At 65.7% G+C, this 17,413-nt stretch carries 15 protein-coding genes; 11 read left to right on the forward strand and 4 right to left on the reverse strand.

The annotated features are described in order from the left end of the window. Positions 1-903 (reverse strand): bifunctional enoyl-CoA hydratase/phosphate acetyltransferase, encoded by a 903-nt coding sequence (locus MLE64_RS02180; RefSeq protein WP_243315335.1) that lies wholly within the window; start codon positions 901-903, stop codon positions 1-3. Positions 904-964: 61 nt separating this feature from the next. Between MLE64_RS02180 and MLE64_RS02185 the strand changes: the two genes are divergently transcribed. The 3 genes from MLE64_RS02185 to MLE64_RS02195 are packed head-to-tail and all read left to right on the forward strand — an operon-like array spanning position 965 to position 2,564. Then, a complete protein-coding gene (locus MLE64_RS02185) occupies positions 965-1,321 on the forward strand; it encodes a TfoX/Sxy family protein (RefSeq protein ID WP_243315337.1) in 357 nt (118 codons plus the stop codon). Between the two features lie 5 nt (positions 1,322-1,326). After that, entirely contained in the window at positions 1,327-1,860 is a 534-nt protein-coding gene (locus tag MLE64_RS02190) for a GNAT family N-acetyltransferase (protein ID WP_243315339.1), read from the forward strand. Then, positions 1,857-2,564 (forward strand): 16S rRNA (uracil(1498)-N(3))-methyltransferase, encoded by a 708-nt coding sequence (locus tag MLE64_RS02195; protein WP_279342851.1) that lies wholly within the window; start codon positions 1,857-1,859, stop codon positions 2,562-2,564. Before MLE64_RS02190 ends, MLE64_RS02195 begins: the two co-directional genes overlap by 4 nt. Positions 2,565-2,706: 142 nt before the next feature. Here MLE64_RS02195 and ilvA read toward each other — a convergent pair whose 3' ends face one another. Continuing rightward, positions 2,707-4,245, reverse strand: coding sequence for a threonine ammonia-lyase, biosynthetic (gene ilvA, locus MLE64_RS02200; protein ID WP_243315342.1), 1,539 nt, complete (start codon positions 4,243-4,245; stop codon positions 2,707-2,709). Positions 4,246-4,528: 283 nt separating this feature from the next. Between ilvA and MLE64_RS02205 the strand changes: the two genes are divergently transcribed. The 4 genes from MLE64_RS02205 (at position 4,529) to MLE64_RS02220 (ending at position 10,309) form a co-directional block, all read left to right on the forward strand. Next, positions 4,529-7,750, forward strand: a complete 3,222-nt coding sequence (locus MLE64_RS02205) for a S41 family peptidase (RefSeq protein WP_243315343.1) — start codon at positions 4,529-4,531, stop codon at positions 7,748-7,750. 202 nt (positions 7,751-7,952) lie between these two features. Continuing rightward, complete coding sequence (locus tag MLE64_RS02210) at positions 7,953-9,455, forward strand: LA2681 family HEPN domain-containing protein (protein ID WP_243315345.1); 1,503 nt, start codon at positions 7,953-7,955, stop codon at positions 9,453-9,455. A 196-nt stretch (positions 9,456-9,651) separates the two neighbouring features. After that, positions 9,652-10,002 carry a DUF2200 domain-containing protein gene (locus MLE64_RS02215; RefSeq protein WP_243315347.1) on the forward strand — a complete coding sequence of 117 codons (351 nt, stop codon included), beginning with the start codon at positions 9,652-9,654 and terminating at the stop codon, positions 10,000-10,002. Positions 10,003-10,072: 70 nt separating this feature from the next. Next, positions 10,073-10,309, forward strand: coding sequence for a cysteine-rich CWC family protein (locus tag MLE64_RS02220; RefSeq protein ID WP_243315349.1), 237 nt, complete (start codon positions 10,073-10,075; stop codon positions 10,307-10,309). 85 nt (positions 10,310-10,394) lie between these two features. Here the strand turns inward: MLE64_RS02220 and MLE64_RS02225 are convergent, their stop codons facing one another. Next, positions 10,395-11,543: a M29 family metallopeptidase gene (locus tag MLE64_RS02225; RefSeq protein WP_243315351.1), complete on the reverse strand. Its 1,149-nt coding sequence runs from the start codon at positions 11,541-11,543 to the stop codon at positions 10,395-10,397. Between the two features lie 109 nt (positions 11,544-11,652). Here MLE64_RS02225 and mtgA point away from each other — a divergent pair, with 109 nt between their 5' ends. Beyond that, the gene (gene mtgA / locus MLE64_RS02230; protein ID WP_423748241.1) at positions 11,653-12,324 is read left to right on the forward strand and encodes a monofunctional biosynthetic peptidoglycan transglycosylase; all 672 of its coding nucleotides are present in this window, start codon (positions 11,653-11,655) and stop codon (positions 12,322-12,324) included. A gap of 205 nt (positions 12,325-12,529) precedes the next feature. Here mtgA and MLE64_RS02235 read toward each other — a convergent pair whose 3' ends face one another. Then, entirely contained in the window at positions 12,530-15,580 is a 3,051-nt protein-coding gene (locus tag MLE64_RS02235) for a ligand-binding sensor domain-containing diguanylate cyclase (RefSeq protein WP_243315355.1), read from the reverse strand. Positions 15,581-15,756: 176 nt separating this feature from the next. Between MLE64_RS02235 and MLE64_RS02240 the strand changes: the two genes are divergently transcribed. From MLE64_RS02240 to MLE64_RS02250, 3 genes are all read left to right on the forward strand, one after another. Next, on the forward strand, positions 15,757-16,746 hold the full coding sequence (locus tag MLE64_RS02240; RefSeq protein ID WP_243315357.1) for a malate dehydrogenase: 990 nt from the start codon (positions 15,757-15,759) through the stop codon (positions 16,744-16,746). 116 nt (positions 16,747-16,862) lie between these two features. After that, positions 16,863-17,081, forward strand: a complete 219-nt coding sequence (locus MLE64_RS02245) for a hypothetical protein (RefSeq protein WP_243293597.1) — start codon at positions 16,863-16,865, stop codon at positions 17,079-17,081. Positions 17,082-17,143: 62 nt separating this feature from the next. Continuing rightward, positions 17,144-17,413, forward strand: coding sequence for a MoaD/ThiS family protein (locus MLE64_RS02250; RefSeq protein ID WP_243315360.1), 270 nt, complete (start codon positions 17,144-17,146; stop codon positions 17,411-17,413).

The raw sequence follows: 17,413 nt of genomic DNA on the forward strand, positions 1-17,413 counted from the left end.
CTAAGCGAGCAGGGCCGCCAGGGCGATGGAGCTGAGCTTGGTCTTGGCGGTGTCGCCCCGGCTGCTGAGCACGCAGGGGACCCTGGCGCCGGCCACCACGGCGGCGATCTCGGCCCCGCCCAGCTTGGTACCGGCCTTGTAGAAGGTGTTGCCGGCCTCCAGGTTGGGGAAGAGCAGGCAGTCGGCATCGCCCGCCACGGGGCCGGTCATGCCCTTGATGCGGGCGGAGTCGGGATCGATGGCGCCGTCCAGGGCCATGGGGCCATCCACCAGGGCGCCCTTGATCTGGCCCCGGTCCGCCATCTTGGAGAGTAGGGCCGCCTCGGCGCTGGCGCGCATCTTCGGCTGTACCTGCTCGGAGGCGGCCAGCACGGCCACCTTGGGGGTCTCGATGCCCAGGGCCTTCGCGGTCCGCACCAGGTAGCCGAGGATGGCCACCTTCTCCTTGAACTCCGGTTCGGGAATCACGGCCACGTCGCCCGCGATGAGCAGCTTGGGATGGCCCGGGTGCTCCATCACCGTCACGTGGCTGAGGATGGCGCCGGGGTCCAACAGGCCCTGGTCCTTGTTCAGGATGGCCTTCATGTACTTCTCGGTGCTGAGCAGGCCCTTCATCAGCAGGTCCGCCTCGCCGAAGCGCACCATGGCCACGGCCTTGTCCGCGGCCTCCGTGTCCGTGGCGGCGTGGACCATGCGGAAGCGCTCCTTCGCCATGCCCTGTTCGCCACAGACCTTCACCATCACGGGTTCGTCGCCCACGAGGATGGCCTCCACCAGGCCCGCCTCCACGGCGGCGTTCACGGCCTGCAGGGTGTGGGCGTCGTTGGCCCAGGCCACCACCAGGCGCTTGCGGGGGCGGTCCTTCACGGCGCGGAGCAGGTCGTCGAGGGTGTTGATCCGCATGGGGGATCCTGTGAAAACGCCGGGCGTCCCGGCGGTGCCGCGAGGAGAGTACCATGGCGCCATGGCCGTTTCCGTGAGCTACCGCACATACCTCCTGGAGCAGATGGGGCAGATCCGCCCCGTGGACTCCCGGCGGATGTTCGGCGGTCTCTGCTTCTTTGCCGACGGCCGCGCCTTCGCCCTGGCCGCGGAGGACACGCTCTACTTCAAGGCGGACGACACGAACCGCCCCGACTTCGAGGCCGCCGGCATGGGGCCCTTCATGCCCTTCGGTGATCCCGCACGGCCCATGCAGTACTACGAACTGCCCGTGGAGGTGCTGGAGGACCCGGACCTGCTCGCGGTCTGGATGGCCAAGGCCATCGCCGTGGCCGCCCGCGCCAAGACGAAGCCCCGCTCCAACCCCAAGCGAAAGTAGCGCCCATGCCCGCCATTGCCATCCGACCCGCCACCTCCGAAGATGCCGCCATCCTCGCGGACCTTGGCGCCCGCACCTTCCGCGAGACCTTCGAGCCGTACATCTCCGGTCCGGACCTGGAGGCTTTCCTGGCGACCGCCTATGGCGAGGCCATCCAGCGCGCCGAGCTGGCGGATCCCTCCCGGCCCGCGCGGATCCTGGAGGCCGATGGGATGCCGGTGGGCTTCCTCCAGCTGCGCCTGGGCCACCGGGAGCCCGGCGTCCCCGGCGAGCGCCCGGTCGAGCTGCAGCGCATCTACGTGTTGCGTGCGGTCCAGGGCGGCGGCCGAGGCGCGGCCCTGATGGCGGAGGCGGTGGAGATGGCGCGGGCCTGGGGCGCGGACGTGCTCTGGCTGGGTGTGTGGGAGAACAACCTGAAGGCCCTGGCTTTCTACGCCCGGACCGGTTTCCGCGAAGTAGGCGACCACGTCTTCCAGATCGGGGACCAGGTGGACCGCGACCTGCTCCTGGCCCTGGACCTGGGCCGGGACCTGTCTTGAACCTGGTGCTGCTGCTGCCTGAGGACCTGACGGCCCCGGCCCGGGCCCGTCTCACGGGCCGGCGCCTGGCCCATGTCCGTGAGGTCCATCGCGCCGCGGTGGGCGACGAGCTGGCCGTGGGCCTCCTGGGCGGGAACATGGGCCGGGGCCGGGTGCTGCGCCTGGACGACGAGGCCCTGGAGCTGGAGCTGACGCTGGACCAGGCGCCGCCGCCCAAGCTGCCGCTGACGCTGCTGATCGCCGTGCCGCGGCCCAAGGTCCTGAACCGCGTGGTGGCCGCGGCCGCCAGCCTGGGCGCGGCCCGAATCGTCCTGCTGAACGCCTGGAAAGTGGAGAAGGCCTACTGGGCCAGCCCGAGGATGAAGCCCGAGAACCTGCGCGAGCAGGTGATCCTGGGCCTGGAGCAGGCCAAGGACACGGTGCTGCCGGACCTTCGCCTGGCGCGACTCTTCCGGCCCTTCGTGGAGGACGAGCTGCCCGGCCTGCTGGCGGGCGGCACGGGCCTCATGGCCCACCCCGGCACCGGCGCCGCAGTGCCGAAGGTTCTGGCCGCTCCCGTCACCCTCGCCATCGGTCCCGAGGGCGGCTGGGTGGAGGCCGAAGTGCAGAGCCTCCTCAAGGCCGGCCTGAAGCCCCTCGACCTCGGCCCCCGCATCCTCCGCACCGAGACAGCCCTGGCGGCGCTGGTGGGGAGGCTGTTTTGACGTTTTGATTACCTTCGGGGGTGGGAAAGGACCTCCACGAAGGACACGAATGGAAGGACAAGAGCACGAAGGGAATCCATTCGTGTCCTTGAGGCTTTTCTTCGTGCCCTTCGTGGAGAGCTGTTCCTGCTCCAGCGATGACTCAGCCCAGGAACAGCCGGTACGCCGGGTTGTCTCCTTCATCCACGAACCGATAGCCCAGGCCGTCCAGGAAGGCCTGGAAGGCGGTCTGGTCCTCGGGGGGGACCTGGATGCCGGCCAGGACGCGACCGTAGTCGGCGCCGTGGTTGCGGTAGTGGAAGAGGGAGATGTTCCAGCCGCGGCTCATGCGCTCCAGGAAGCGGAGCAGGGCGCCGGGGCGCTCGGGGAACTCGAAGCGGTAGAGCCGCTCGTGGGTGGCCGCGGGGGCCCGGCCGCCCACCAGGTGACGGACGTGGAGCTTGGCCATCTCGTTGTCGCTCAGGTCCTGGGCCTCCAAGCATTCGGCCCTCAGGCGGGCCAACAGCGGTTCGAGTTCCGAACGATCCGCCATCTGGAGCCCCACGAAGATGTGGGCCCGCTCCGGGTCCGCCAGGCGGTAGTTGAACTCGGTGATGGCGCGGGCGCCGATGAGCTCGCAGAAAGCCTTGAAGCTGCCGGGCCGCTCGGGGATGGTGACGGCGAGGATGGCCTCGCGCTTCTCGCCCAGCTCGGCCTGCTCCGCCACGAAGCGGAGGAGGTCGAAGTTGGCGTTGGCGCCGGAGAGGATTGCCACCAGGTTCCCTCCGGCCGGGTCCACGCCTTGGCGGGCCGCCCAGGCCTTGAGCCCCGCCAGGGCCAGGGCTCCGGAGGGCTCCAGGATGGAGCGGTGCTCCTCGAAGACATCCTTGATGGCGGCGCAGATCTCATCCGTGTCCACCCGCACCATCTCGTCCACGTACTGCCGGCAGAGCTCGAAGGGCAGGGCGCCCACCTGGCTGACGGCCACGCCGTCCGCGAAGAGGCCCACCCGCTCCAGCCGCACCCGGTGGCCCACCGCCAGGGAGCGAGTCATGGCGTCCGCGTCTGCGGGCTCCACGCCGACGATCCGGATCTCCGGCCGGAGCCGTTTCAGGTAGGCGGCGATGCCCGCGATGAGGCCTCCGCCGCCCACGGGCACGAAGACCGCCCGCAGGCCCCGGGGCATCTGGCGCAGCAGCTCCAGGCCGATGGTGCCCTGGCCCGCGATCACATCAGGATCGTCGTAGGGGTGGATGTAGACCTTGCCCCCGACGGCCATGAGGGCCTGGGAGTGGGCGTAGGCCTCGTCGAAGGAGTCCCCGTGGAGGACGACCTCCGCACCCAGGCGGCGCACGGCGTCCACCTTGATGCGGGGCGTGGTCACGGGCATGACGATCACCGCGTCGCAGCCCAGCTTCCGGGCGGACAGGGCCACCCCTTGTGCGTGGTTGCCCGCGGAGGCGGCGATGACGCCCTTGGCGCGCTCCGAGGGCTCGAGCCGGGCGATCTTGTTGTAGGCGCCCCGGAGCTTGAAAGAGAACACGGGCTGGAGGTCCTCGCGCTTCAGCCACACGGGGCAGCCCACCCGGCCCGACAGGCGCGGCGCCGCCTCCAGGGGCGACTCGATGGCCACGTCGTAGACGAGGGCCGTGAGGATGCGCTCGAGGAGATCCTGGGGAGGCTGGACCGTGTCTGGGCTCATGGGTGCTCCGGGCAAAGAGGTCATAACAAAGCCCCCCGACCTTGCGGTGCGGGGGGCTTGGAATCGTGGATCGGATCCGGCCTATGCCCCCTCGCGCGACGGAATGATCGCGATGGCGGCGCTAATGATGGCGGAACCGGTGTGGGACATGGAAAGCCTGTTGGAAAGTCAAACTAGCACCGATTTCCAGGTGCCACAAGGCGATTCGCGTGTTCCTGCACACGAAGCTCGCTCCTTCATCGTTAAGCGATGTATAGTGGTCCACCCGTCACCGGAGTCTTTGATGCCGCGCTTCCGTGCTTCCGCCGTGCTTCTCGTGGCCTGCGCCCTCGTGGCACAGGATCGTGCTCCCCGCTTCGTTAGCTCGCCGGATGTGCATGGCGATCGCGTGGTGTTCACCTGGGAAAGTGACCTCTGGCTGGGCTCCCTCAAGGGCGGCATGGCCCGTCGCCTGACGTCGCATCCAGGCCTGGAGACTGCGGCCCGCTTCAGCCCCGATGGCAAGTGGATCGCCTTCACCGCCCAGTACGACGGGGCCACCGAGGCCTACGTCATGCCCGCCGAAGGCGGCATGCCGAAGCGCCTCACCTGGAGCGGGTACGCCTCCGTGCAGGGCTGGACGCCGGACAGCCTCCAGGTGGTGGTCAAGGCCCTCGGCGGGTACGACCGCCGCCCCATCGAGCGACTCTTCACCGTGGATCTGGAAGGCCACGAACCCGCCGCCCTCGCGGTTCCGCGGGCGGTCCAGGGCACCCTGTCGCCGGATGGCCAGCGCTTGGCCTACAGCTCCAAGGGACATGTCGAATACTACTGGAAGCGCTACAAGGGTGGTCTGCACCAGGACCTCTGGCTGGCGGACCTGAAGACCGGCGGCTTCACGAAGCTGACGGACTACGTGGGCCGCAACGGCGCCCCCATCTGGGCGAACGGCAAGGTGCTCTTCGAGTCCGACCGCGGCGCCAGCGGCATCACCAACCTCTATGCGGTCGATCCCGCCACCAAGGCCGTGGAGCAGCTCACCGACCTGAAGGACTTCGACGTGCAGCAGCCCAGCACGGACGGCCGCACGGTGGTCTTCGTGCAGGGCGGCCACCTCCAGGCCCTGGACCTGGCCACGAAGACTGTTCGCCCCGTGCCCGTGACCACCGCCAGCGACAGCTGGAAGGTGGCGCCCCACCCGGTGAACCCCAAGGAGTGGATCCAGGCCATGAGCCTGACGGGCCAGACCGCCGTCTTCGAGGCCCGGGGAGAAGTCTTCCTCCTGCCCACGGACGCGGCGAAGCCTGCGAAGAACCTCACGCAGACGCCCGGCGTGCGCGAGCGCTTCCCGCGCCTGTCGCCGGACGGCAAGCGCGTGGCCTACTTCAGCGACGCCAGCGGCGACTACGACCTCTACGTGCAGCCCGCGGACGGTAGCGCCGCCGAGCGCATCCCCACGGGCCTCAAGACCGCCCTCTACCACCTGGAGTGGAGCCCGGACGGCACGAAGGTCCTCTTCGGCGACAAGAGCTTCGCCATCTACGTCATGGACGTGGCTACGAAGAAGCTCACCAAGGTGGACGAGTTCCACGACCTGAAGAACGACCAGTTCACCTGGGAGGTGAGCGACTACGCCTGGGCGCCGGACTCCCAGTGGGTGGCCTATTCCGTGGTGGAGCCCAGCCGCAACGGCCGCATCACCCTGTTCAACCTCACCACGAAACAGAAGGTGGCCCTCACGGACGGTTTCTACGACTGCGTGAACCCCACCTTCGACCACGATGGCAGCACCCTCTACTTCCTCAGCTACAGCAACTTCCACACGAGGCTCGACCCCAGCCAGGACAACCACATCCAGTCCACGCCCGTGCAGGTCATGGCGGTGAAGCTGCGGGCCGGCGAGGAGAAGGCCGGCTCCTCTTCCTCCGCGTCCGGCGCCTTCCGCATCGATGTGGCGGGCCTCTCCGACCGCATCGCACCTCTGCCGGTGAAGCCGGGCAACCTCTTCCACCTCAAGGCGGGCAGGGGGATCGTCGGCTGGGACGAGGTCGAGGGCTGGGACGACAACGTGGTGGAGGAGTTCTACGCGCCCCGCGGCGCCGACAAGTGGAAGCTGCACCTCTACGACCCCTCCGCCAAGAAGGACAAGGAGGTGATGCTGACCGACGCCATCAGCGACTGGACCTTCGATGCCGAGGGCAAGCGCCTGCTCCTCCGCAAGGGACCGAACTTCCACGTGGGCGAGGCCGCGGCCGTGTTCACCTCCAAGGCCCTGCCCGAGAAGCTGGACCTGGAGCGGATGATCATGACCGCCGATCCCCGGGCCGAGTGGAAGCAGATCTTCGAGGACACCTGGCGCTGGTACCGGGACTTCTTCTACGACACGGCCATGAACGGCAACGACTGGGCCGCCATCGGCGCCAAGTACCGCGCCTGGCTGCCGGAGCTGAACTCCCGGCAGGAGCTGAACTGGCTGCTGAGCCAGATGGTGGGCGAGCTGTGCGTGAGCCACACCTATGTGTCCGGTGGCGACCTGGGGCCGGCCAAGCTGGCTCCGAGCCCGGTCTATCCGGGCTTCCTCGGCGCCGACTTCAAGGCCGAGAACGGCCTCTACCGCTTCGCCAAGGTGTATGGCCCCACGGCCTACGCCCGCGACCTCAAGGCGCCCCTGGCCGACCCCGCGCCCAAGGTGAAGGAGGGCGACTACCTGCTGGCCATCGACGGCAAGCCCCTCAAGGCGCCTGAAGCCATCGAGTCGCGCCTCCAGGTCATCAAGGGCCAGAAGGTCACGCTGACGGTGAACGCGAAACCCACCCTGGACGGCGCCCGCACCATCGAGGTCGAACCCTTCCCCAATGACGGGTCCCTGCGCTACGAGCACTGGGTGGCCGGCAACATCGCCGCCGTGGACAAGGCCTCCAACGGCCAGCTGGGCTACATGCACATCACCGCCATGGGCGACCAGAACATCGGCCAGTTCGACAAGTACTGGCGTGCCTTCCGCTACAAGAAGGGCATCGTGGTGGACGTGCGCGGCAACGGCGGCGGCTGGACCGAGTTCTTCATGATCGACAAGCTGGAGCGCAAGCAGGTGGGCTTCAACGTGCTGCGCGGCATGGGGCCCTTCCGCTACCCCGGCACCGCCAGCGACGGCCGCTACGTCTTCCTCACGAATGAGCAGAACGGCAGCGACGGCGAGGCCTTCCTCGAGCATGTGAAGGCGCGGAAGCTCGGCACCATCGTGGGCGTGCCCAGCTGGGGCGGCCTGGTGGGCATCATCAACACCCAGTTCACCCTGGACGGCGGCCGCGTCGAGCAGAGCAACAACGGCTTCTACGGCAAGGAAGGAAAGTGGTGGGTGGAGAACCACGGCGCCGACCCCGACCTCACCGTGGAGAACGACCCCGCCAGCCTCCTGCAGGGCCACGATCGCCAGCTCGAAGTGGGCATCGAGACCCTGCTCAAGCAGCTCAAGGAGAACCCGACGCCGAGCTTCCCGGCGGTGCCGGCTTATCCGAAGCGGTGAGCCGTTCGCATTGAAATAGAATTCACCACCAGATATCTGTATGTCTCGCGTATCAGCGCAGCTGATGCCGAGAGGACACCAAGGCACCAAGAAAAGACAAACCAAGCTGGTAATGGACGAGGAGGGACGGTGGTGGGAGAGTAGACCCATCACCGTCCTCTTCATCATTATCGTTCAAACGTAATTAGGCGATTACACCAACATGAATCAAGCGCTTAGCAAACTTGGTGAAAGCATTGACTCGGCTACATCTGAGGGAAATCTCGATGCTCTCAATAACTGCCTTGCACAAGCCAAATCTATCAATGTTGAAAATCTTTCAAAAGTACAAGAAGCAACACTAAATTATTTTATCGCGAACATCCATTACGCTAAGCGTTACATTAAAAATGAACACTTGAGCTGGGGTTGGAATCAAATTAATCTTGAAGAAGAAATCTATCATCTCCGAGTAGCTCACAAATTGATTATAAATGAACCAATTAAAAATATTCAAACAGATCTCTCATTTAGAATTTCAACCAATTTGGCTAATGCCCTAAATTATGTTGGTCGATTTGTTGAAGCAATAGAACTTTGGGACTTTACGATCAAACAAAATCCTAAATTTGCAATGGCAATTGGGAATCGTGCACAGGCATATTTTTATTATGCGCGTTATATAGACAGCACCGAATTAAGAAATTATATGTTAAAAGCCAGTTTTCAAGATTTTAAAAAAGCCCTTAAGATCGGAGTCGAGGATCATGCTCGGGCAAGCATGATTCAGTGGGTTAATAAATTAAGTGATATAGCCATATGGGACAATATCCATCCATCTTTATCTATTATTAAAACAACCGAGAGTGATCTTGAAGTCGAATATCGCAAATGGTGCTCGCTTAATAGGCTAACTCTAAATTCATCCAATGACATTTCATGGGCAAAACAGGGATTCTACGATGATCTTGTTCTACCAGCTATAACGCTGCCTCTTGAAAACTCATCTCCACTATTGCCTAGTCCTTATTCAATTTTCAATCAACTCAAACAAGAATATGTGTCAGCCAGATATTTAATTTTTGAAGCTATTCAGGATAATAAGCATGATGTCCATTTCTCTGACCGAGGTGTAGTCCTATTCGACGCACTTGACTATAGATTGTACCGTTTCTGGGTTGAGAAGCTTAAAATGGCATTTCTTGGCGCACATGCCATATTCGATAAAATCGCATATTTAATAAATGAATATTGGCAGCTCCATTTACCACCCAAGCGGATAGATTTTTACAAGATATGGAATATCAAAGGAAAGGCCGAATTAGCAGAACCATTTTCTTCTTCCACTAATTGGCCTCTACGCGGCTTATATTGGCTGAGTAAAGATCTTTACTATCAATCATCACCCACGCGATCAATAAATCCTGATGCAAAGATCTTGCATGATATTCGTAACCATATCGCGCACAAATATCTAAAAGTCCACGATCAGTTTTTTTTCTATCCAAATGATAATCCAGATATCCACCCCAATGAGCGCTCTTACCCAATATCGTCCTCTCAATTTGTAGCACAAACAATCAATTTATTAAAACTTACAAGAAGTGCTTTGATTTATCTGGCTGCTGCAGTAAAACATGAAGAGCATCACAAAAAGAGAAATTCAAATCGAGGCCTCACTCTCCCCATGATGATTAATCTTGTTGAGGACGATCTTCGTCTCTAATCCTAGAACATCGTTGCCGCGCGCATAAATCGTCTAACCTCCTGTTCGACTCAGACCCTTCCTGCGCTGTCTTCCGCTCTCTCTCCCTCTCTTTACATCCCGCTTCCTCGGCTCCGTTCACCGCCTCGGTATAGGCGAGGCCAATTAGCTTCTTTTGCTAGGCATCCCTGAATCGATCAAACCAAGAGACGCCACCATGCCCCCACGCGAAATCTCCAAGCTGCTCTTCACGACGGTCTATCCGCTGTACGTGCAGAAGGCCGAACGCAAGAACCGGACGAAGGAGGAGGTAGACACCATCATCTGCTGGCTGACGGGCTACAGCCGCGAGCAGCTCCGCCACCACGCCGCGGTCAATATTGATTTCCAGCATTTCTTCGACCAGGCCCCGGCGATCCACCCGAACAGTTCTCACATCAAGGGGGTCGTGTGCGGCGTTCGGGTCGAGGACATCCAGGACCCCATCACGCAGAAGATCCGGTATCTCGACAAGCTCATCGATGAGCTCGCGAAGGGCAAATCCATTGACAAGATCTTGCGCCAATAAAAGGTGGTGGCCCTCATGCAGGCCACCATCGCCACCCTGCGTCCCTGAGCCGCCGTTCCGAGTTCCGACCATGCCCCTCGACTACCACAGCCTGACCGCCGCCCAGAGACAGACCTGCCCCCTCTGCGGCGGGCCGAACGGGTGTGCCCCCGCCGCCTGTGGCCGTCTGGACGTGCCCTGCTGGTGCACCACCGTCACCTTCAACCCGGCCTCGCTGGCCCTGGTTCCCGACCACCTCCGGAACATGGTCTGCCTCTGCCCCCGCTGCGCCGAGGCGCCGCCAGGCAAAGAGATCAGCCACGGATGAACACAGATGAACACCGATAAGGCGCGATGGCTTTCATCCGTGTCTAGCTGGGTTCATCCGTGGCAAAACTCCCTGCGGCATGGGCTCAGAATCCGACGGCGTAGGCTCCATCCCGCATGAGAGGAACGGCGCTGCCGTCGGCCATCGCGAGGTCCACGGCCTCCACCTTCATGTCGGGCTGAGTCTCGGGGACGTAGACGCGGTCGATGTGGATGACGGCCTCGGGGCCGCTGAAATCCTTCGGTCCCACCTGGCCGCCGAAGTGGTCGCTGCGGCCGAAGGCGAGGTGGAGGCCCAGCTTCTCGTCCAGGAGGATCTCGCCGATGGGCTTCACGCCGAAGGCCGCGAGCACGCCCAGGCCCAGCTCCGCCAGGTTGCCGTAGGCGGGTTCCTTCGCGAGGTGGGCGGCTTCTTCCCGGGACCTGGGGCCTTCGCTGACCACCTCCAGGGCCTTGTTGCCTTCGATGCGGTAGCGCACCACTTCAGAGCCGAACTGCACGGGCATCACGCCCGCCGTGCGGCTGGGGTCGCCGGCGCGCTCGCCCTCGTAGGGCACGATGTAGGCCTCGCCCGAGGGCAGGTTGCCCGCCACGCCGGGCGCGGGCAGCAGGCCGCCGGAGGCGTGGCCCGTGCGGTGGCGCAGGTCCACGAAGAGCTCGCAGGGGCCGTCGGGGGTGCGGAAGCGGAAGGCGGCGCCCTCGGCCCGGTCCAGCAGATCCTTCAGGAGGTTCACGCGGCGGTTCACCTCCGTGTAGTCCAGGCGCAGGGCGGGGATCATGTCCGACCGGAAGCCGGGCATGGTGGCGGCGCGGATGGGGTGGGTCTTCGCGGCCAGCTTGAGGGGGGCGGTGGCGGAGAACTTCGTGAGGGCGATGAGGATGGGGTGGCCGGCATAGAGGTCGGCGAAGCTCACGGAGGCCGCGGGATCCAGCGAATCGGCGGAGGGCAGGGGGCCGCCGGCATGGATCCAGGCGCGCACCGGCAGGTCGCCGTTGTTGGTGTGGACGTTGGGGTAGACCACCAGGCGGGTCTCGAGCCCCAGCTCGTCGCGGTGGGCGTTCAGCGTGTCAGCCCAGGCCTGGGCGATGGCGCGGCGCTCCACCCAGCCGGCGTCGTCCGGCACCTGCAGGTCCGGCAGGTCCACCAGGATGGCCAGGGCCTTCTCGCCAGGCCGGGGCTGGAACACCCGCCGCACCAGCGCCACCAGTTCCGGTCCCGTCAGGGCTTCGCTCATGCCTTCCTCCGCCTGCGAGGATGCCACAGGGCGGCCGGGCTGGCATCCTGGAGGGATGGCGAAGAAGAAGCGCGGGTGGGGCGGACGGATCCTGGTGGTCCTGGGCTGGATGCTGGGCCTGTTCGTGGGGATCAGCGTGGTGCTGGTGGCGGTGTTCCGCTTCGTGCCGGTGCCCGTGTCGGCCCTCATGGTGCAGCGCCGGATGGAATCCTGGTCCAGTGACAAGCCCTATGCCTCCCATCATCGCTGGGTGCCTCTGGAGGACATCTCGCCCAGTCTGGGCGCGGCGGTGATCGCCGCCGAGGACCAGAACTTCCCGGACCACTTCGGCTTCGACTGGGATGCCATCGAGAAGGCCATCCAGCACAACGAGCACAGCCGCAAGAAGCGCGGCGCCTCCACGGTGTCCCAGCAGACGGCCAAGAACCTCTTCCTCTGGAACAGCCGTTCCTGGGCGCGGAAGGGGGCGGAGGCCTGGTTCACGCTGATGATCGAGCTGGGCTGGTCGAAGAAGCGGATCCTGGAGGTCTACCTGAACATCGTGGAGTTCGGGGATGGCGTCTATGGCGCCGAGGCTGCCGCCCGCACCTACTTCGGGAAGCCCGCCAAGCGCCTCACGCCCGGCGAGGCGGCCCTGCTGGCGGCCGTGCTGCCGAACCCCCGCAAGTTCCGCGCGAACGCCCCCAGCGACTACATCCGGGGCCGCCAGGCGTGGATCCTGAACCAGATGCGCCAACTGGGCGGCGAGCAGATGGTGAAGGAGATGGAGGCGAAGCTGTAGGTGGTCCCGGCCGGAGGAAAGAAAAGACCTCCACGAAGGGCACGAAGGAAAGGATGAATGGGCACGAAGGTGGGACCGGAGCCTGTACGAGAGGCCCTTCGCCCATCCGATCGAAATTCATTCGTGGCCTGTCTCGCGCCCGCAGGGCGTATTCGTGTCCTTCGTGGAGAGCTTTTCCTGGTTGGGTCGGGATGTCCGACTGCCCTCAGTGCCAGACCAGATCCCCCTCGCGGGGGCTGTGGCGCAGCTCGACGGCGCCGGCCTGGGCGCAGAGGGCGGGGCCCTGATCGAAGCGCTGGGCCAGGCCCTCCGGCAGGCCGGGATGCGCCGCGACGCCCACCCAGCCGTCCCGGCCGGAGCGCTTGGCGGCGTAGAGGCAGCGGTCGGCCACGCGCACCTGGTCCTCCCAGGACGCGGCCTCGAGGTGGTCCGACTGGAAGGGGAAGAGCGAGAAGCCGATGGAGCAGGTGATCTGGATCGGCTGCGGCAGGCCCAGGTTGAAGGCGTGCTCCCGGATGGCCTGGTGGAGGCGTGCCACCACCGTGGCGGCGCCGTCGAGATCGGCGGTGTGGCCCACGAAGAGGATCTCCTCGCCGCCCCACCGGATGAGGAAGTCGGACTCGCGGGCCTCGTGGCGGAGGACGTCCGCCACCTGCTTCAGGGCCAGGTCGCCCGCGGCATGGCTCCAGGTGTCGTTCACGCGCTTGAAGTGATCGAGGTCGATCATGGCGAAGACGAGACAGGTCTCGGCCGGGTGGTGATCCGCGGCCAGGTGGTCGCGCTGGGCGCGCAGGACGAGGGCGATGACCGGGGGCAGCTCCTCCTCCAGGTAGCGCCGGTTGCGCAGGCCCGTGAGGGGATCCGTCGTGGAGATGGTGGCCAGGGCCAGGTTGCTCAGCTCCAGGGCTTCCGTGCGCTGGTAGACCAGGACCTTCAGCTCCTCGTTGCGCTTCTCCAGGAGGCGCAGCCGCCAGCGGAAGGCCATCAACCCGGCGCACACGGCCAGGCCGCCCCAGACGGGCCACGCCCACCAGCGCAGCCACCAGGGGTGGAGCACCAGGAAGGTCACGGCGGCCACCGGGCCGGCCGTGCCGTCATCCAGCAGGGCCCGGACCTCCAGCCGGTAGGGACCGGGCGGCAGGGCCTGGTAGCGGAGGTCCTGGGTGGGGATGTCCACCCAGCCCTCGTCGAGGCCGGTCAGGCGGGACTGGAAGCGGATCCGCCCTTCGTGTTCGAAGGTCAGGGAGGTGAAGTGGGCGGCCAGCGTGCGGTTCCCGTAGGGCACGGGTCCCAGGTCCACGGGGCCCGCGAAAGGGTGGCTCCATTGGCGGTCCCCCAGCCGGAAGGAGACGAAGAGGGTCGAAGGCGGATTCTGGGCCTGGAACCGCCGCTCGGGGCTGTGGTGGAGGAGTCCCGCCGTGGAGCCGAACCAGACGCCTCCATCCGCGTCCACCCAGGTGGAGAACGGATTGCAGTCCGTGCTCGTCAGGCCGTCCTCCCGCCTGAACAGGCGGTGCTCCGTCCCATCCACCCACTGGACGCCCCGGGGACCGCCCACCCACAGGCGGCCTGCGGCATCCGTCGCCAGGCTGTAGACCGAATCGCTGGCGAGGCCCTCCTTGCGGGTCCAGTGCCGCACCACCCTGGGCGCCTCGCCCCGGAGGTCCACGAGCGTGAGCCCCATGGGTTCCCGGTAGGCCACCCAGGCGGTTCCGTCGGGCAGGGGCGCCAGGGCCGCGAGGGGGGCTGGTCGGAGGCCGATGTCCTGCCCCCAGGTCCGCCAGGTGTCGCCGTCCTGACGGGCCAGCCCTTGTCCCGTGGCCACCCAGAGGCGGCCCTGGGCGTCCTCGTGAAGGGCGGTGATGGCGTCCTCGGCGGTGGTTCCAGGGATTTCCGCCCGGTGGAACTCGGGATGCCCGGCGGGATCCGAGACGCGCCACAGGCCGTCATGGGTGGTCCCCACCCACAGGTCGCCGTGCCGATCGAAAGCCAGCGCCACGGGGAGCGCTAGGGCCTTCGAGGGAGGCAGCGGGATCCGCGTCAGCTGCGACCGGTCCGGGCTGATGCGGACCAGGAAGGGATGCTCTCCCGCCCCCCAGATGGACCCGTCCGAGCTTTCCCTGAGCGCGTAGAGCACCAGCCCTGCCGCGGCGGGGAAGGGCGCCGGGCCCTTGGCCTCCATGCGGGCGAGGCCGCCGCTGGTGTCGATCCAGAGCACGCCGGAGCGGTCCCGCAGCAGGCCCCAGATGTTGTCCGCCGGCAGGCCGTCCAGCCGCGTGAAGTTCTCCCAGGCGCCGCGGCCGAGGAGACGGTGTAGGCCCAGGCTGGCCACCCAGAGGTTGCCGGCGGAGTCGACGAAGGCCTGGTTGGCCCAGCCCGAGGGCAGCCCACGGGTTTCGTCCAGGATTCTCCAGGAGCGGTCGCTGAAGTGGAGCAGGCCCTTGGCGGTGGGGACGAACACGCCGCCGTCGCCGTCGGGGCAGAGGGACTCCTCGTAGAAGCTCACGCCCAGGGGCGGGAGGCCCAGGGCTGGAAGGGTCAGGCGCGCGCCCTTGGGGGCGAGCACGCGCAGCTGGCTGGGAGTCCGAACCCAGAGGGTGCCCGAGCGGGTCTTCAGCAGGGCCTTCACCGGCTCGGCGGGCACCCCTTCGCGGGCCGCCCAGGTCTGCCAGGCACCATCTCCGCCGCGCTGGTGGAGGACGGATGACCCGCCCACCCAGAGAATTTCGCCGTCCAGGCCCAGCGAATAGGCCGGGCCGCCCGGCCAGCCCGCGGCCGGCTTGAAGTGGGGCCCGCCATCTTCGCTCTCGAACAGACCCGACTCCGCGGCGACCCAGACGCTGCCCTGGGTGTCGCGCAGGATCTGGTGGATCTGCGCCCTGGCCAGGGGATCCGCGGCATCGAGGACCTGGATCTTGTCCTGGCGCAGCAGGCAGAGGCCGGCGCGAGTGCCGATCCAGAGGCTGCCGTCCTCGTTGGGGCCGAACGCGCGGACCCAGGCCGAGGGCAGACCCTCGGGGAGGCTCCACAAGCGGAAGCCCGCGCCATCGAAGCGGTAGGCGCCGCCTTCGGTCCCCACCCACAGGAAGCCTTCCGCGTCCTGGGCGATGGTGCTGAGGCTCGTGTGCTCCAGGCCCTCCGCGGGGCCGTAGCTGCGGAAGACCATGCGCCCGGAGACGGGAAGGCCTGCAGCCGCGGCGCCCAGCGCGAGGCTGGCGAGCAGGAGGAGGCGGGCGAGGTGGAGGAGGAGGCGCATGGACCGGTCAGATTCCATCCTATCGGATGATGGACGCCGGATCTTTCCTATTGATGGGATGGTCGAATCTTTCCACGGGACTGACCAGTGGGAGGATCAAGATCACGGATTCCCGACCTGCCGGTTTTCAGAGCCGGGGCGAGGTATAGAATGTTCCATCCCTCAGGAGGATCACCATGAAGCCCCCCGTTCGCGTGGCCGTCACCGGCGCAGCCGGCCAGATCGGATACAGCATTCTCTTCCGCATCGCCAGTGGCGCAATGCTGGGCGAGGACCAGCCGGTGATCCTGCAGCTTCTGGAGATCACGCCGGCCCTGAAGGCGCTGAATGGCGTGGTCATGGAACTCAAGGATTGCGCCTTCCCCCTGCTGGCGGGCGTCGTCACCTCCGATGATCCCAAGGTCGCCTTCAAGGATGCGGACTACGCGCTGCTTGTGGGCGCCCTGCCGCGCAAGGCCGGCATGGAGCGTAGCGACCTGCTGAACGCCAACGGCGGCATCTTCAAGCCCCAGGGCGAGGCCCTGAGCGAAGTGGCGAGCCGCAACGTGAAGGTTCTGGTGGTGGGCAATCCCGCCAACACCAACGCCCTGATCGCGCTCTCCAACGCGCCCAAGCTGAAGTCCAGCCAGTTCCACGCCATGGTGCGCCTGGACCACAACCGCGCCATCTCCCAGCTCGCCGAGAAGACCGGCAAGCCCGTCACCGCCATCCAGAAGATGACCATCTGGGGCAACCACAGCACCACCCAGTTCCCCGACCTCTACCACGCCACCGTCGACGGCAAGAACGCCTACGAGCTGGTCAATGACCACGAGTGGTACGAGAAGACCTTCATCCCCACCGTCGCCAAGCGCGGCGCCGCCATCATCGAGGCCCGCGGCCTCAGCAGCGCCGCCAGCGCCGCCAGCGCCGCCATCGCCCACATGCGCTCCTGGGCGCTGGGCACCCCCGAGGGCGACTGGACCAGCATGGCCTTCCCCTCCGACGGCAGCTACGGCGTGCCCCAGGGCCTGGTCTACGGCTACCCCGTCACCGTGAAGAACGGCCAGGTGGAGATCGTGAAGGGCCTGGAGATCAACGCCTTCAGCCGCGCCAAGATGGACGCCACCGCCAAGGAGCTCGAAGAAGAGCGCCAGGCCGTGAAGGACCTGGGCCTGGTCAAGTAGGAATCCCCATCAGCGGGAAAACCAAGTGGAAGCGCAGGGGGAGCGACCCCCTGCGCTTTTTTACAATGGCGGATCGGGGCCTGGAACCTATGCTTGGTTTGAGCCGGAGGTGGACCATGATCGAACAGGTCGAACGGCGCAAGAAGCCCTGGAGCCGGATCGTCGGAGTGGAGCGGCGGGCGGCGCCGCTGCACGATCTGGCCGGACATCCCCTGCCGGATCCCACGCGGCTGGAGGACGAGGAATTCGTGGCCGCCCAAGCCGAACTCGAGGCGGCCAGGAGAAAGGCCGCCAGGAAAGGCGAACCGAAGGATGATCCGGACTGGTTCGACTAGATCTTTCGTGTCTTGACAGGTAGAAGTCCCTGGAGGACAGTGGCCGGGCTTCCAGGATGCCCATGGCCCACGTCGCCTTCACCCGCAACCTCCAGCGCCACGTGGCCTGCCCGCCCTGCGCGGTGGCGGGCGGCACGGTGCGGGAGAGCCTGGAGTCGGCCTTCACCCTGTACCCGAAGCTGCGGGGCTACGTGCTGGATGAGCACGGCGCCCTGAGATTCCACATGGCCGTCTTCGTGGACGGCGTGCCCATCGCGGATCGCCGGGGGCTCAGCGATCCCGTGTCCGCGGCCAGCGAGATCTACGTCATGCAGGCCCTTTCCGGAGGCTGA

Source organism: Geothrix paludis, from assembly GCF_022808815.1.
GTDB lineage: Bacteria > Acidobacteriota > Holophagae > Holophagales > Holophagaceae > Geothrix > Geothrix paludis.

Excerpts from the sequence above, each read along its gene's own strand:
- MLE64_RS02215 (WP_243315347.1), top strand. The coding sequence starts at position 9,652 with ATGCCCCCACGCGAAATCTCCAAGCTGCTCTTCACGACGGTCTATCCG.
- MLE64_RS02240 (WP_243315357.1), top strand. The coding sequence starts at position 15,757 with ATGAAGCCCCCCGTTCGCGTGGCCGTCACCGGCGCAGCCGGCCAGATC.
- MLE64_RS02235 (WP_243315355.1), bottom strand. The coding sequence starts at position 15,580 with ATGCGCCTCCTCCTCCACCTCGCCCGCCTCCTCCTGCTCGCCAGCCTC.
- MLE64_RS02205 (WP_243315343.1), top strand. The coding sequence starts at position 4,529 with ATGCCGCGCTTCCGTGCTTCCGCCGTGCTTCTCGTGGCCTGCGCCCTC.
- MLE64_RS02190 (WP_243315339.1), top strand. The coding sequence starts at position 1,327 with ATGCCCGCCATTGCCATCCGACCCGCCACCTCCGAAGATGCCGCCATC.
- ilvA (WP_243315342.1), bottom strand. The coding sequence starts at position 4,245 with ATGAGCCCAGACACGGTCCAGCCTCCCCAGGATCTCCTCGAGCGCATC.
- MLE64_RS02225 (WP_243315351.1), bottom strand. The coding sequence starts at position 11,543 with ATGAGCGAAGCCCTGACGGGACCGGAACTGGTGGCGCTGGTGCGGCGG.
- MLE64_RS02245 (WP_243293597.1), top strand. The coding sequence starts at position 16,863 with ATGATCGAACAGGTCGAACGGCGCAAGAAGCCCTGGAGCCGGATCGTC.
- MLE64_RS02220 (WP_243315349.1), top strand. The coding sequence starts at position 10,073 with ATGCCCCTCGACTACCACAGCCTGACCGCCGCCCAGAGACAGACCTGC.
- MLE64_RS02210 (WP_243315345.1), top strand. The coding sequence starts at position 7,953 with ATGAATCAAGCGCTTAGCAAACTTGGTGAAAGCATTGACTCGGCTACA.
- MLE64_RS02185 (WP_243315337.1), top strand. The coding sequence starts at position 965 with ATGGCCGTTTCCGTGAGCTACCGCACATACCTCCTGGAGCAGATGGGG.
- MLE64_RS02250 (WP_243315360.1), top strand. The coding sequence starts at position 17,144 with ATGGCCCACGTCGCCTTCACCCGCAACCTCCAGCGCCACGTGGCCTGC.
- mtgA (WP_423748241.1), top strand. The coding sequence starts at position 11,653 with ATGCTGGGCCTGTTCGTGGGGATCAGCGTGGTGCTGGTGGCGGTGTTC.
- MLE64_RS02180 (WP_243315335.1), bottom strand. The coding sequence starts at position 903 with ATGCGGATCAACACCCTCGACGACCTGCTCCGCGCCGTGAAGGACCGC.